We start from the raw sequence: 14,027 nt of genomic DNA on the forward strand, positions 1-14,027 counted from the left end.
GGTCAGCCGTGGACCGGCGCGCCCCAGCCGCCCCACACATAGACGGTGACGAAGAGGAACAGCCACACCACGTCGACAAAGTGCCAGTACCAGGCCGCCGCTTCGAAGCCGAAATGCTGGCGCGGGGTGAAATCGCCCTGATAGGTGCGCAGCAGGCAGACCATCAGGAAGATCGTGCCGACGACCACGTGGAAGCCGTGGAACCCGGTCGCCATGTAGAAGGCCGAGGAATAGTTGGTCTTGCCGAACACGAACGGCGCATGCGCATATTCATAGGCCTGCACCGCCGAGAAGATCAGGCCGAGGATGATCGTCAGCCACAGGCCCTTCTTGACCACGTCATTCTCGCCCACGCCGATCGCGCCCCACAGGCCGCGCATCGCGCCGCCACGCTGATTGTGGATCAGGCCGTGGTGCGCCCAGGTGATGGTCGTACCCGACAGCAGCAGGATGAAGGTGTTGAGCAGCGGCAGCTGGAACGCGTCGAGCACTTCCATGCCGACCGGCGGGAATTGCGCGGCGATGCCCTGCGCCACTTCGACGACGCTGGCATTCTCACCACTGACCGCAATTGCCGCGGGGAACAGCGCATAGTTGAACCATGCCCAGAACCAGCCGACGAAGAACATCACTTCCGACGCGATGAACAGGATCATGCCATAGCGCAGGTGCAGCTGGACGACCGGGGTATGATCGCCGCGATTGGCTTCCTTGACCACGTCGACCCACCACGACGCCATGCAGAACAGCACGGCGGCGAGGCCCGACATCATCACCCAGAAGCCCGCCGAGTGCTCCTTCATGTACATGAGGCCGCCGGCCGCAAGCCACAGGGTGGCGAGCGAGCTCAGCATCGGCCACGGGCTGGGCGGGAGAATGTGATAGTCGTGGTTCTTGGCGCCTGCCATCGTCCGTCCCTGTTCGTTTCTGGCGTTGTTCGTCGGCTTCCCTAGCCCTTGGGCTTGGCGGAATCCACCGGGTAAAATGTGTAGGAGAGCGTGATCTTCTCAATATCCTTCGTATCCGGATCGGTCAGGATCTTCGGATCGACGAAATAGATCACCGGCATGCGCACCGTCTCGCCCGGCTGAAGCGTCTGTTCGGTGAAGCAGAAGCACTGGATCTTGCTGAAATACTTGCCCGCCGCCTCGGGCGTGACATTGTAGGTCGCGGTGCCGGTGATCGGCACGGTGCCGGTGTTGGTCGCGGTGTAGAACGCCATGTCGCGCGCACCGATCGCGATGCTGTCCGACGCCACTTCCGGCTTGAAGCGCCAGGTCAGCGCGGGGCTGACATTGCTGTCGAACGCAACGGTCACCTTCCCGCCGACCGCACCCGGCGCGGCATCGGCGCGCATCGTGGTGCCGCCAAATCCGGTAACCTGACAGAACAGGCGGTAGAGCGGCACGCTGGCAAAGGCGAGGCCGGTCATGGCAATCACGCCCAGCACGGCGAGCAGGGCGGTGCGCAGCTTGCGATCCTGCGGCAGCGCGGCGGCGATCGCGTTCCCCATCACTGCGCCCTCAGCGGCATGCCGGCCTGGATCTTCACGATGCTGATCGCGAAGACCAGGACGACGAAGGCAAGAAGAATCAGCGCGAGCACACGGGCGCGCGACTTCTGGCGGGCGCGGATCAGATCCTGTTCGTCGGGGGTCATGCCATCATCCTATCGGCAGCGACGGCGCCGAACAATATGAACAGATAGGAGATTGAGTAGGCGAACAGGCGCTTTTCGGGTTTCATCGAATCGCCGTCGTCCGCCATGCGAGTCGCGACGTGCAGCGCGAGCAGGCCGAACAGCGCCGTCGTGGCGATCGACACGGCCCCGTACAGGCTGCCGGTCAGGCCGAGCGGCCACGGCGCGACAGCGGCCGCGGCCATCGGGATGGTGTAGAGGCCGATCTGGACCCGCGTCGCACGCTCCCCCGCGACGACCGGCAGCATGGGCACGCCAGCATTGGCGTAATCGGTCTTCACGAACAGCGCGAGCGCCCAGAAATGCGGCGGGGTCCACAGGAAGACGAGGCTGAACAGCAGCACCGGCAACAGCGCGACTTCGCCGGTCGCCGCGGCCCAGCCGATCAGCGGCGGGAACGCCCCGGCTGCGCCGCCGATCACAATATTCTGCGGCGTGCGCCGCTTGAGCCACACGGTATAGACCAGCACGTAGAACAGGATCGACACGAGCAGGATGCCGGCGGCGACATAATTGACCGCGAGCCCCATCAGAATCACCGACAGCGCGGCGACGCCGACCCCGAAATGCAGCGCCGACTGGCGGTCCATCCGGCCTGCAGGCAGCGGGCGGCTCTGCGTCCGCTTCATCTTGGCGTCGAGGTCGGCCTCATACCATTGATTGAGCGCGCCCGAGGCGCCCGCACCCAGCGCGATGCACAGGATCGCGGTGAACCCGATCACCGGATGGATCGAAACGGGCGCGGCGAGCATGCCGCACAGACCCGTGAACACGACCAGGCTCATCACGCGCGGCTTGGTCAGCGCAAGGAAATCGCGCCAGTCGGCGGGGATGGTCAGGGCGTGGTTGGCGACGGACATTTGCACGGCGCTATAGGCGCGGTTGGGGCGCGGGGGAAGGGTTGGTCGCGCTAATTGAAAGTGTCCGATCGCTGGTTGCGAAGGCGGTTAATGCGCTGCGACAAGGCGGTCAGTGGGCGAGCACCCCGGCTCAGGCGCGACTCATCCTCCGCGATTCGCCAGCGATCCAAGCGCCCGAATGCCTGATCCAGTGCCTGCTCGAAATCGCTTGCGGCAGAGCCATCGCCGTAGAGATCGTAGTTCGTCGGATTCTCACCGAGATACAGCCCGAACAGGTCGGGGGTCAGGCACAGATAGGCTTCGTCTGTATGCCAAGTCAGGAGCGCGAACTTGAACCGATCATCGAGCAGGATCGTAGGTTCAAAAGGGAGATGTTTCTGCGCGAGCCAATCCGCCGATTCACGGTCCAGCAAGTGCCGCAGACACCCATCGTCAGCCGCATCGCGGCGATAAAGGGGAATTGCCCATCCGGCCATTGATCCGGTGCGTGTTAACACCCCAAACAGCGCGGCTAGTTCCTCCGTCTCGAAACTCCATTCGAAATAGGGGATTGCCAGAAGCCGATAGGGCTCCAGCAGCCGAGACGATAAGTCCAGCTCGTCCCATGCCTGCGCCAAATCCATCCCATTCCACGCTTCAAACCGAAACGTCGCGGCGAACGAACTTAGTGTAGGATCGGACGCGATCGAACGGCGCTCGAATCCAGATGGAAGTGCCTGAGTCACACGCGCATCCTATTTTGATCCGTCGACGGGGCAAGCTCACCAACCAAAACGCCCCGGGGTTTCCCCCGGGGCGTTTCGTGTTTCGGCCGTTGCCGACCTCAGTGATGCTTGTCGTCGGCAATCACCGGCAGGGTTTCGAACTGGTGGAACGGCGGCGGGCTGGACAGGGTCCATTCCAGCGTCGTTGCACCTTCGCCCCAGGGATTGTCGGGCGCCTTCTTGCCCGCAGCGAGCGACCAGAACAGGTTGATGAAGAAGATCACCATACCCGCCAGCATGATCGCATAGCCCCAGCTGGAGATCTCGTTCCAATAGGCATAGGCGTCCGGATAGTCCGGATAGCGGCGCGGCATGCCCTGGAGGCCCAGGAAGTGCTGCGGGAAGAACAGCACGTTCACGCCGACGAAGAACACCCAGAAGTGCAGCTGGCCGAGGAACTCGCTGTACATCTTCCCGAACATCTTCGGGAACCAGTAGTAGAAGCCCGCGAACAGCGCGAACACGGCACCGAGCGAGAGTACATAGTGGAAGTGCGCGACGACATAATAGGTGTCGTGCATGTAGTCGTCGACGCCGCCGTTGGCGAGCACGACGCCGGTGACGCCGCCCACGGTGAACAGGAAGATGAAGCCGATCGCCCAGACCATCGGGGTCTTGAAGCTCATCGATCCGCCCCACATCGTCGCGATCCACGAGAAGATCTTGATGCCGGTCGGCACCGCGATGATCATCGTCGCGGCGGTGAAGTACATCTTCACGTTCACGCTCATGCCGGTCGTGAACATGTGGTGCGCCCACACGACGAAGCCGACCACGCCGATCGCGACCATGGCATAGGCCATGCCGAGATAGCCGAACACCGGCTTGCGGCTGAAAGTGGCGACGATGTGGCTGATGATGCCGAAGCCCGGCAGGATCATGATGTATACTTCGGGGTGACCGAAGAACCAGAACAGATGCTGGTACAGCACCGGATCGCCACCGCCGGCGGGATCGTAGAAGGTGGTGCCGAAGTTACGGTCGGTCAGCAGCATCGTGATCGCGGCGGCGAGCACCGGGAGCGCGAGCAGCAGCAGGAAGGCGGTGATCAGCACCGACCATACGAACAGCGGCATTTTGTGCAGGGTCATGCCCGGCGCGCGCATGTTGAAGATGGTGGTGATGAAGTTGATCGCGCCGAGGATCGAGCTGGCGCCGGCGATGTGCAGCGACAGGATCGCCATGTCGACCGCCGGCCCCGGCTCGCCATAGGTCGAGAGCGGGGCATAGACCGTCCAGCCCACGCCCGCGCCGCCGCCGAAGAAGGGCGATGCGAGCAGCAGCACGAACGCCGGGACGAGCAGCCAGAAGGACAGGTTGTTCATGCGCGGGAACGCCATGTCCGGCGCACCGATCATGATCGGGACGAACCAGTTGCCGAAGCCGCCGATCATCGCCGGCATGACCATGAAGAACACCATGATCAGGCCGTGCGCGGTGATCAGCACGTTCCAGAAGTGGAGCGATTCGTCGAACGTCTTGGGCCCGCCGTGAATCCATTCGGCGATATAGCCAAGGTGCTGGATGCCCGGCTCGGCCAGCTCGAGGCGCATGATGCCCGAGATGGCGCCGCCGATGACCCCCGCCAGGATGGCGAAGATCAGGTACAGCGTGCCGATGTCCTTGTGGTTGGTCGACAGGAACCAGCGGGCGAAAAAGCCCGGAACATGGTCCGCATGCGCGTCGTGATGGTCATCATGCGCCACAAAGGCGCTGGGGTCGCGAGCTACGTCGGTCATGGCTTACTGATCCGTGTTGCCGGTGGCGGCTTGATTGGTGGTGGCGCCCGCAGCGGTGGCGTCGACAGTGTCGTTGCCGGCCGGAACGATGCCGCTGGCCGGAGTCGTCGTGGCGTCGGCGGCATCGCTGCCCGGCTGGGCCGGCGCGGCTGCCGAGGGCTTGGCCGCCGACGGCATCGTACCGCCCTTGGCCGCGACCCAGCGTTCGAACACGGCCGGCTCGACCGCCTCGACCGCGATCGGCATATAGGCGTGACGCGCACCGCACAGTTCGCTGCACTGGCCGAAATAGACGCCCGGCTTGTCGACGGTGAAGCTGGTTTCGTTGAGGCGACCGGGGATGGCGTCGATCTTGATCCAGAACGCCGGGATCGCCCAGCTGTGGATCACGTCATTGGCGGTCGCGATCAGGCGGATCGGGGTACCGACCGGCACGACGATGCGGTTGTCGACCGCGAGCAGGCGCGGACCATCGGCATCGGTGCGGAAGCGCTGGCCCGGCTGAACTTCGCTCTTTTCCTTGAGCATGTTGGCGGTGATCGAAATGCCGCCATGATCGGGATATTCGTACGACCAGTACCACTGGTTGCCGATCGCCTTGATCGTCACGGCATTGTCGGGCGCGGGCTTGAACTGCTTGGCGAGCAGCGCGATCGAGGGCCAGGCGATGAAGGCGAGGATCAGCACCGGAACCGCGGTCCAGATCACTTCGATCAGCGTGTTGTGGCTGGTCTTCGACGGCACCGGGTTCGCCTTGCGGCGGTAGCGGATCATCGCCCAGATCAGCAGCGCGAGCACGAAGATCGAGATCGCGGTGATGATCGGCAGCAGGATGTTGTTGTGGAAGCTGGCCGCACTGGCGCCCAGCGTCGTCACCTGCGGCTGGATGCCCATCTTGCGGTCGGTCGGCATGCCGATCCCGGCCACCGGCGCGGTCTTGTGGGTGCCGTCGGCGTTCAGCGTCGGGTCGGCCACCTTGGCCGGTTCCGCAGCAGCAGCGGGAGCCGCCGCGTCTGCGGGCGCCGCCGCAACCGCCGGAGCGGGCGCCGCGGGTTCGGTCTGAGCCTGGGCAATCCCCCCGGCGAGCGCGAGGCTCGCGGCCAGCGCAATCGCCTTCAATCCATGCATGCGCATCGTCACAATCAACCCCTGTCCTTCTTGCCCCTGTCCGGGGGCGCCGGCTGTACCGGTCGCGCGGACGCAATTCGCCCGTTGACGCTGGCCTATAGCACCTCGCGCGCGCGCCTCAAGCACGTCCGCACCTCTTTTTGACACCGTAGTTGCGGGGGGCGAACCCCGTGCCTAGATGCGGCGCGTCAGGGACTAGCCAGGATGGACGCGTGACCGAAGACGAGGTGCTGAACGAATTCCGCGCGGCGCAGGCGCTGCTGGAGGGGCATTTCATCCTGTCGTCGGGACTGCGCAGCCCGCGTTACCTGCAATGCGCGCGCGTGCTGATGAACCCGCGTCGCGCGGCGCGGCTGGCCGAAGCGGTGGCTGCGAACATCCCCGCAGCGCTGCGCGCGCGGATCACCGCGGTCGTATCGCCCGCGATGGGCGGCGTGATTGCGGGCCAAGAAGTCGCCCGCGCGCTCGATGTCGATGCCATGTTTGTCGAGCGCCCGACCGGAACCTTCGAACTGCGGCGCGGCTTTCGCCTCGAACCGGGGCAGCAGGTGCTGATGATGGAAGACGTCGTGACCACCGGCCTGTCGAGTCGCGAGGCGATGAAGGCGATCGCCGAAGCGGGTGGCGAGGTGATCGCCGCAGCGTCGCTGGTCGATCGTTCCAACGGCACCGCCGATCTTGGCGTGCCCTTCTTCCCGCTGATTCGCCTCGACGTGCCGAGCTATGCCGCCGACGCGCTCCCGCCCGAGCTGGCGGCGATTCCGGCGATCAAGCCGGGCAGCCGGGCTGCAGCATGATGAACCACCTTCGCCTTGGCGTGAACATCGATCATGTCGCGACGGTGCGCAACGCACGCGGGAGCGGCTATCCCGATCCGGTGCGCGCCGCGTTGCTGGCGGCCGAGGCCGGCGCCGACGGCATCACCGCGCATCTGCGCGAGGACCGGCGGCACATCACCGACGATGATATCGCGCGGCTGGCGGCGGAGCTGACCGTCCCGCTCAACCTCGAAATGGCCGCGACCGACGAAATGCTGGCGATCGCGCTGCGCCACCTCCCGCATGCGGCGTGCATCGTGCCGGAGCGGCGCGAGGAACGCACGACCGAGGGCGGGCTGGACGCGGCCGGGCTGCATAACCTGCTCGCGCCGATGGTGAGCGAACTCAAGGGCGCGAATATCCGCGTGTCGCTGTTCATCGAACCCGATCCGGCGCAGATCGAAGCGGCGATCCGGCTGGGCGCGCCGGTGGTCGAACTGCACACCGGGCGCTATTGCGAGCTTGAGGGCGCGGCGCAGACGGCCGAACTGCGGCGCATCGCCGATGCCGCCGCACTGGCGGCCAAGAACGGGATCGAAGTGCATGCCGGGCACGGCCTGACGTTCGACAATGTCGTGCCGATCGCGGCGATTCCGCAGCTCGCGGAACTGAACATCGGGCATTTCCTGATCGGCGAGGCGATTTTCGACGGGCTGGCGCCGGTGGTTCGGAGGATGCGTGCGCTGATGGATTCGGCGCGGTGAGATGGTTTGCGCCTGACGGCGCAGCGGCACCGGCCCGCACGCATGATCGCCGGATCGGGACAATAGCGGCGTGATCATCGGCATCGGATCGGACCTGTGCAATATCGAGCGGATCCAGAACTCGCTCGACCGGTTCGGCATGCGCTTCGAACAGCGCGTGTTCACAGAGGTGGAGCTGCGCAAGGCGGCGCGACGGCCGCTGACCTATGCCGCAACGCTCGCGAAACGCTTTGCCGCCAAGGAGGCGTTTTCGAAGGCGGTCGGGACCGGTTTCAAGTCTGGCGTGTTCATGCGCGATATCGGCGTGGTCAACGCGCCGTCGGGCGCGCCGACGCTGGCGCTGACCGGAGGGGCGCGCGCGCGGCTTGACGCAATGACGCCGCCCGGTCACGCCGTGACGGTGCACCTGACCCTGACCGACGACCATCCCTGGGCGCAGGCGCTCGTGGTGATCGAGGCGCGGCCCGTCGCGGGTGCATGAGGGAGACGCAATGGGCAAGAATCTGGCACTCGACGGTGGCAAGCCTGGCGCGCAGCGCGGGACCGACTGGTGGGGTGAAGCGCGTGGCGTGTTCTGGCTGGTGCTGGCCGTCCTCGGCTTTCACAGCCTGATCGCCAAGCCATTCTACATCCCGTCCGAATCGATGATGCCCAGCCTGCTGGTCGGCGACCGGCTGGTGGTGAGCAAATATGCCTATGGCTATTCCTATGTCACCCCGACCTTCCCGATCCTGCCGTTCATTCAGGGGCGGCTGTTCGGCGGCGCCCCGGCGCGCGGCGATATCGTCATCGTCAGCCATCCCGTGGTGCGCACCGATTACATCAAGCGCGTGATCGGGCTGCCCGGCGACACGGTCGAGATGCATGGCGGCATCCTGTACCTCAACGGCCGGCCGGTCGGGCGCGAGCGGCTGGGGCTGCGCCCGCTTCGGGTCGATGCCAACCTCGCCTGCGACCCGCGCCATTATCCCGGTGCACTGACGCGCGACGCGGCGGGTGCGCGCGTCTGCAATGTCGAGATCATCCGCGAAACGCTGCCCAACGGGGTCAGCTACGACACGATCGACATCGGCCCGACGCGCGCCGACAATTTCGCCCCGCTGCGCATTCCGGCCGGCCATGTCTGGCTGATGGGGGACAATCGCGACAACAGCGCCGACAGCCGCGCCCCCGCGCTCGGCGCCGATGGCGCGCCCGAGGGGCTGGGCGGGCCCGTGCCGATCGAGAATATCGGGGGTCGCGCCGAGTTCATCACCTTCAGCCTTGACGGGACCAGCAGCTGGAATCCGCTGAGCTGGCTGCCCGCACTGCGGTCCGGACGCGCCGGCGAGACGCTGCGTCCCCAGGGCAGCGGCGGCTGAACCGTGGCCGATCCGCAGGACGCACCCGTACACGTTACCCAGGCGCCCGGCCCCAACGAGATGCGCGACCCGGTGATGCGCGCCGAGCTGCGCCGCGCGTCGGTGTGGTTCGGCCTTGCCATCGCGACGGCAATGGTCGTGCTGCTGATCCAGCCGCTGCTGCTGATCTTTGCCGGGCTGGTCGTCGCATCGATGCTGGACGGCGGCGCACGGTTGATCCGGCGTGCGGTCCCGATCCCGCGCGCACTCGCGCTGACGATCGTGGTCATCGGTGTCGTGGCGTTCATCGGAGGCGTGTTCTACCTCACCGGGGTCGAGATCGCCGCGCAGGCCGAACAGCTGCGCGCAACGCTTGAGGTTCAGGCGATGCGGCTGAGCGGCTGGCTCAGCGAACTCGGCCTCATGCCCGCGGCGTCCGACATGAGCGGCCTTGCGCAGCAGGCGCTAGGCTCGGTCGGGCGAGTCACCTCATTGATCGGCGGCGCGATCGGGGCGATCGCCAGCTTCGTGCTGGTGCTGGTCATCGGCCTGTTCGTCGCGATGGAGCCCCGGCTCTACGAGCGCGGGCTGCAATGGATGGTGCCGATGGCGTCGCGCGACCAGTTCGCGATCACCGTGGCGCGGATGGCCCGGACGATGCGCATCCTGCTGGCCGGGCGTCTGCTCGGCATGGTGTTCGAAGGCATCGTCACCTGGATCCTGCTCGAGCTGGCCGGCGTGCCGATGGCGCTGCTGCTCGGCATCCTCACCGGGATGCTCGCCTTCATCCCCAATATCGGCGCGTTCATTTCCGGAGTGCTGATGGTCGCCGTCGGGTTCAGCGCGGGACCAAGCGAGGGGCTCTGGGCGATCGCGATCTATTTCGGGGTCCAGACCTTTGACGGCTATGTCCTGCTGCCGCTGGTGGCGCGGCGCACCGTCGACATGCCGCCAGCACTGACGGTGTCGTCACAGATTCTGATGAGCACGCTGTTCGGCTTTCTCGGCCTCGCTTTGGCCGACCCGATCGTCGCGATGATCAAGGTGGCGCTCGAACGCCGCTCCGAACAGGCGGTGGCCGCCGGGTTCGGCAGCGACGACGGACCCGCCACCGCCCCTGCACAGGATGAGGCCCAGGCATGATTCTCTACGACTATTTCCGCTCGAGCGCGGCCTATCGCGTGCGCATCGCGCTCAACCTCAAGGGCGTCGCGCATGAGCGGCGCGAAGTGCATCTGGTCGAGGGCGCCCAGCGCAGCGAGACGCATCTGGCGCGCAACCCGCAGGGGTTCGTGCCCGCGCTCGACATTGGCGGCGGGCATATCCTGACGCAGAGCCTGGCGATCATCGAATGGCTCGATGCGACCTATCCGCAGCCGCGCCTGATCCCGGCCGACCCGATCGCGCGCGCCGATGCGATGGCCCAGGCGCTGCTGATCGCCGCCGACATCCACCCGCTCAACAATCTGCGCGTGCTCAAGGCGCTGGAGACGCGGTTCGGGGCCGATAGCGATGCGCGGGGCGACTGGTACCGGCATTGGGTGAGCGAAGGCTTTGCCGCGCTGGAAGCGCTTGCCGCTGCGCGCCGCGCCGACGGGCCGTTCCTGGGCGGCGTGGCGCCGGGAATCGCGGACGTGCTGCTGGTGCCGCAAATGTACAATGCCCGCCGCTTCGACGTGCCGCTCGACCCCTTCCCCACGCTGGTCGCCGCCGACGCTGCGGCCTGCGCCCTCGCGCCCTTTGCCGAGGCGAGCCCGGAGCGCGCGAAGCCGGCATGATCCGTCCCCTGTCCCTGATCCTGTTCGCACTCCCCATTTCGGCAGCGGCACAGGACGAAATCGTGATCACCGGCACCGGGCTGGACGCCCCCCCGGGCGAGGCCGCGCTGGCAACGGTCGAGATCGATCGCACCCGGATTACCGAGAGCGCATCGGGCCGGATCGAGGATGTGCTGCGCGACGCGGCCGGGATCGCCCAGTTTCGGCGCGCCGATTCGCGTTCGTCCCACCCGACGGCACAGGGGCTGACACTGCGCGGGCTGGGCGGCAATGCCTCGAGCCGCGCGCTGCTGCTGCTCGACGGCGTACCGCAGGCCGATCCGTTCGGGGGCTGGGTCGCCTTTCCCGCCTATCTGCCCGAACGCCTTGCCCGGGTCCGGGTAACACGCGGCGGTGGCAGCGGCTATCACGGAGCGGGCGCGCTGGCCGGGACGGTCGAACTGTTCAGCGCGAGCGCCGACTCGCTCGGCCCGTTCGCGCTGCGCGCCGGCTATGGCAGCCGTGATGCCATCGATCTGGTGGCCACGGCCGGCGCCACGCTCGGCCAGGGCGAGGTGACTGCGGCCGCGCAATTTGCGCGGGGCGACGGTTTCGTCCCGATCGTGGCCGATGATCGCGGCAGCGCCGATCGGGCCGCACCCTATCGTCAGGCCAGCGTGATGCTGCGGGGCGTGGTGCCGCTGGCCGATGCGGTCGAACTGCAGGCCAGCCTTACCGGCTTTCGCGACGAGCGCGAGCGCGGCACCGCCTTCACCCCGGTCGACAGCCGCGGCGTCGACGCCAGCATCCGGCTGGTCGGGCGCGACACATGGCGCTGGGCAATGACCGGATGGCTGCAGCATCGCGACTTCGCCACCGGCTTTGCCAGCGTCAATGCCACCCGCACGCTCGCCAGCCCGACGCTGGACCAGCAGGTTCCCGCCACGGGCCAGGGGCTGCGCATCGAGATCGAACCACCGCTGGGCACCGGGATCACGCTGCGCGCCGGCGGCGACCTGCGCGGGGTCAGCGGCCGCACCGCCGAACTTTACAGCTTTGTCGCCGGAAGCGCGACGCGACGGCGCAGCGCGGGCGGCGCGAGCACGACCGCCGGGCTGTTCTCCGACCTCAGCATCGCGCGCGGCCCCTGGACGCTGACCGCCGGCGGGCGAGTCGATCGCTGGGCGATCCGCGACGGGCGGCTGTTCGAGGCCCCGATTGCCGGCGGACCTGCGCTCACCGATACGCACTTTGCCGACCGGACTGGATGGGAAGCGAGCGGGCGCGTGGGCGCCGCCCTGCGCGCGGATGCGGGGGTCACGCTGCGCGCCGCAGCCTATCGCGGCTGGCGCCTCCCCACGCTCAACGAACTCTATCGCCCGTTCCGCGCCGGGCCGGACGCGACCGCAGCCAATGCGCTGCTGGCACCCGAGCGGGTGCAGGGAATCGAGGCCGGCGCCGATCTCGCGCCGGGGGGCGGGGTGACTGTTGCCGCCACCGCCTTTCTCAACCGGCTCGATGCCGCGATCGGGAACGTCACGCTGGGCAGCGGTCCGGGCAGCTTTCCCGGGGTCGGTTTTGTTGCCGCCGGCGGCGCCTATCGGGTGCGGCAGAATCTGGACGCGATCGACTCGCGCGGGATCGAGGTCGATGCGCGCTGGGAGTCGGGGCGCTGGGGGGGCGGCCTGTCCTGGTCCTATGTCGACGCGCGGGTGCGCGCGCGCGGCGCGGCCGCCGCGCTCGACGGGCGGCGACCGGCGCAGACCGCACCGCATCAGCTGTCGGCGCATCTCGGCTATCGCCATCGCGGGCTGAGCATCGCCACCACCACCCGCTATGTCGCGGCGCAGTATGAAGACGATCTCAACGCGCGCGCGCTGGCCGATGCCTGGACGATCGATGCGGTGATCCGGGTTCCGCTCGGCGCCGGCATCGCGATCCAGGCACGCGGCGAAAACCTGACCGACACGCAGATCGAAACCGGAATATCGGGGACCGGCGTGGTCGAGCGCGCGGCGCCGCGCACCTTGTGGTTCGCGGTGACCTATCGCCCGGACTGAACGGCGAGCGTATCGAACAGCGCAAGATAGGCCGCGATCGGATCGGGCCCCTGTTCGACCAGCGGAGCCGGGCGCGGGCGCCCCGGGGCGAGCCAGTGATTGAGCGCGGCCACCAGTGCCGCGCGGTCGCCCGGCTCGACCACCGAACCGCGATCGGGCGTGTCGATCAGTTCGTGGATCGCGACGCTCGAATCGGTTGCGACGACCGGTGTTCCCGCGGCCAGGGCTTCGCGTACCACGCCCGGCACGCCTTCGAATTCGGACGTCAGCGCGACAAGGTCGGCGCGCGCGATCGCGGGGAGCGGATCGGGCGCATGGCCCGGCATCATGACGCGATCGGCAAGGCCGAGTCGCGCGACCAGGCGCTCAAGCGCTGACCGCTCATCGCCCTCGCCCAGGATCAGCAGCGAAACGCTGGGATCGGCCAATCGCGGCAGCGCGGCGATCAGGCGATCCCAGCGCTTTTGCGGCGCCAACCGCCCGACACCGAGGATGAAGCGACCATCCGGCAGCGGCGGCGGGGCGGCACCGCGAATCGGCAGTGCCGGCGGATTTGGAATGACCGCGACTCGCGCGGGTGGGAGCGCCATCGCTTCTACCGCCTCGACCGCCATCGCCGGGGTCATCGCAACGACGCGGTCGAGAAATCCGGGATGCATGCGCAGCCAGCCGCGATAGGCGGCCCCCGCACCGCGCGGCAGATCCGGGCGGACCAGCGCATTGGAAATCTTGCCGACCAGCGGCGGACAGCCCGCGCCGAGCCGCCGCCGCAGCCACCAGGCCGCCGCCGAATAATGATTGCCGGGGCAGAAAATGATGTCGGGCGCGGTGGCGCGCACGATTGCCGGCAAGCCGAACAGCGCGCGATAGGAACCGCTGCCCAGTGTCCGCACCGCGACCCCGGCGGGCAGCTCATGCGCCAGCGCGCCTTGCGGATCTCCGATCACCAAGGTGACTTGGCGCCCGGCACGGGCCCAGCCATCGGCCATGCGGAGCAGCGCGCGTTCGACCCCACCGCCCTTCAGCGTCTGGGCGAAGCTTAGAATATGGCGTGCGGGCGGACTGGAATCGGGCATGGGCTTGCAGCTTGCCCTGCTAAAGCCCAAATCGCCCCGCGAAGAAACCGCAATCTGGCGCCAACCCGCCACGCGATGGAATC

15 protein-coding genes are annotated in these 14,027 nt (G+C 67.3%); 7 read left to right on the plus strand and 8 right to left on the minus strand.

Features of this window, described 5'->3' with window-relative positions; genetic code table 11:
- Positions 1-2 precede the first annotated feature (2 nt).
- The 7 genes from J2Y54_RS09010 to coxB form a co-directional block, all read right to left on the minus strand.
- Positions 3-908, minus strand: a complete 906-nt coding sequence (locus J2Y54_RS09010; RefSeq protein ID WP_310038898.1) for a cytochrome c oxidase subunit 3 — start codon at positions 906-908, stop codon at positions 3-5.
- Positions 909-949: 41 nt separating this feature from the next.
- Complete coding sequence (locus J2Y54_RS09015; RefSeq protein WP_310038900.1) at positions 950-1,513, minus strand: cytochrome c oxidase assembly protein; 564 nt, start codon at positions 1,511-1,513, stop codon at positions 950-952.
- Positions 1,513-1,659, minus strand: coding sequence for a hypothetical protein (locus J2Y54_RS09020; RefSeq protein WP_310038901.1), 147 nt, complete (start codon positions 1,657-1,659; stop codon positions 1,513-1,515). Before J2Y54_RS09020 ends, J2Y54_RS09015 begins: the two co-directional genes overlap by 1 nt.
- Positions 1,656-2,558, minus strand: a complete 903-nt coding sequence (locus J2Y54_RS09025) for a heme o synthase (RefSeq protein WP_310038903.1) — start codon at positions 2,556-2,558, stop codon at positions 1,656-1,658. Before J2Y54_RS09025 ends, J2Y54_RS09020 begins: the two co-directional genes overlap by 4 nt.
- 50 nt (positions 2,559-2,608) lie before the next feature.
- Positions 2,609-3,181, minus strand: coding sequence for a hypothetical protein (locus J2Y54_RS09030; protein ID WP_310038904.1), 573 nt, complete (start codon positions 3,179-3,181; stop codon positions 2,609-2,611).
- A 200-nt stretch (positions 3,182-3,381) separates the two neighbouring features.
- On the minus strand, positions 3,382-5,061 hold the full coding sequence (ctaD, locus tag J2Y54_RS09035) for a cytochrome c oxidase subunit I (protein WP_310038906.1): 1,680 nt from the start codon (positions 5,059-5,061) through the stop codon (positions 3,382-3,384).
- Positions 5,062-5,064: 3 nt separating this feature from the next.
- Positions 5,065-6,195, minus strand: coding sequence for a cytochrome c oxidase subunit II (coxB, locus tag J2Y54_RS09040; protein WP_310041260.1), 1,131 nt, complete (start codon positions 6,193-6,195; stop codon positions 5,065-5,067).
- 206 nt (positions 6,196-6,401) lie between these two features.
- Between coxB and pyrE the strand changes: the two genes are divergently transcribed.
- The 7 genes from pyrE (at position 6,402) to J2Y54_RS09075 (ending at position 12,868) form a co-directional block, all read left to right on the plus strand.
- On the plus strand, positions 6,402-6,986 hold the full coding sequence (gene pyrE / locus J2Y54_RS09045; protein ID WP_310038909.1) for an orotate phosphoribosyltransferase: 585 nt from the start codon (positions 6,402-6,404) through the stop codon (positions 6,984-6,986).
- Entirely contained in the window at positions 6,983-7,711 is a 729-nt protein-coding gene (locus J2Y54_RS09050; RefSeq protein ID WP_310038910.1) for a pyridoxine 5'-phosphate synthase, read from the plus strand. Before pyrE ends, J2Y54_RS09050 begins: the two co-directional genes overlap by 4 nt.
- 70 nt (positions 7,712-7,781) lie before the next feature.
- Entirely contained in the window at positions 7,782-8,192 is a 411-nt protein-coding gene (gene acpS, locus J2Y54_RS09055) for a holo-ACP synthase (protein WP_310038911.1), read from the plus strand.
- A gap of 10 nt (positions 8,193-8,202) precedes the next feature.
- Complete coding sequence (gene lepB, locus J2Y54_RS09060) at positions 8,203-9,072, plus strand: signal peptidase I (protein WP_310038912.1); 870 nt, start codon at positions 8,203-8,205, stop codon at positions 9,070-9,072.
- 60 nt (positions 9,073-9,132) lie between these two features.
- Positions 9,133-10,194 carry an AI-2E family transporter gene (locus J2Y54_RS09065; protein WP_405052925.1) on the plus strand — a complete coding sequence of 354 codons (1,062 nt, stop codon included), beginning with the start codon at positions 9,133-9,135 and terminating at the stop codon, positions 10,192-10,194.
- Positions 10,191-10,829: a maleylacetoacetate isomerase gene (gene maiA / locus J2Y54_RS09070; RefSeq protein ID WP_310038915.1), complete on the plus strand. Its 639-nt coding sequence runs from the start codon at positions 10,191-10,193 to the stop codon at positions 10,827-10,829. Before J2Y54_RS09065 ends, maiA begins: the two co-directional genes overlap by 4 nt.
- Entirely contained in the window at positions 10,826-12,868 is a 2,043-nt protein-coding gene (locus tag J2Y54_RS09075) for a TonB-dependent receptor domain-containing protein (protein ID WP_310038917.1), read from the plus strand. The genes maiA and J2Y54_RS09075 overlap by 4 nt, the downstream gene beginning before the upstream one ends.
- Here the strand turns inward: J2Y54_RS09075 and J2Y54_RS09080 are convergent.
- Entirely contained in the window at positions 12,853-13,944 is a 1,092-nt protein-coding gene (locus tag J2Y54_RS09080) for a glycosyltransferase (protein ID WP_310038918.1), read from the minus strand. The two genes, J2Y54_RS09075 and J2Y54_RS09080, sit on opposite strands and share 16 nt — an antisense overlap.
- Positions 13,945-14,027: the final 83 nt, after the last annotated feature.

Source organism: Sphingomonas sp. BE123 (assembly GCF_031456015.1).
GTDB lineage: Bacteria > Pseudomonadota > Alphaproteobacteria > Sphingomonadales > Sphingomonadaceae > Sphingomonas.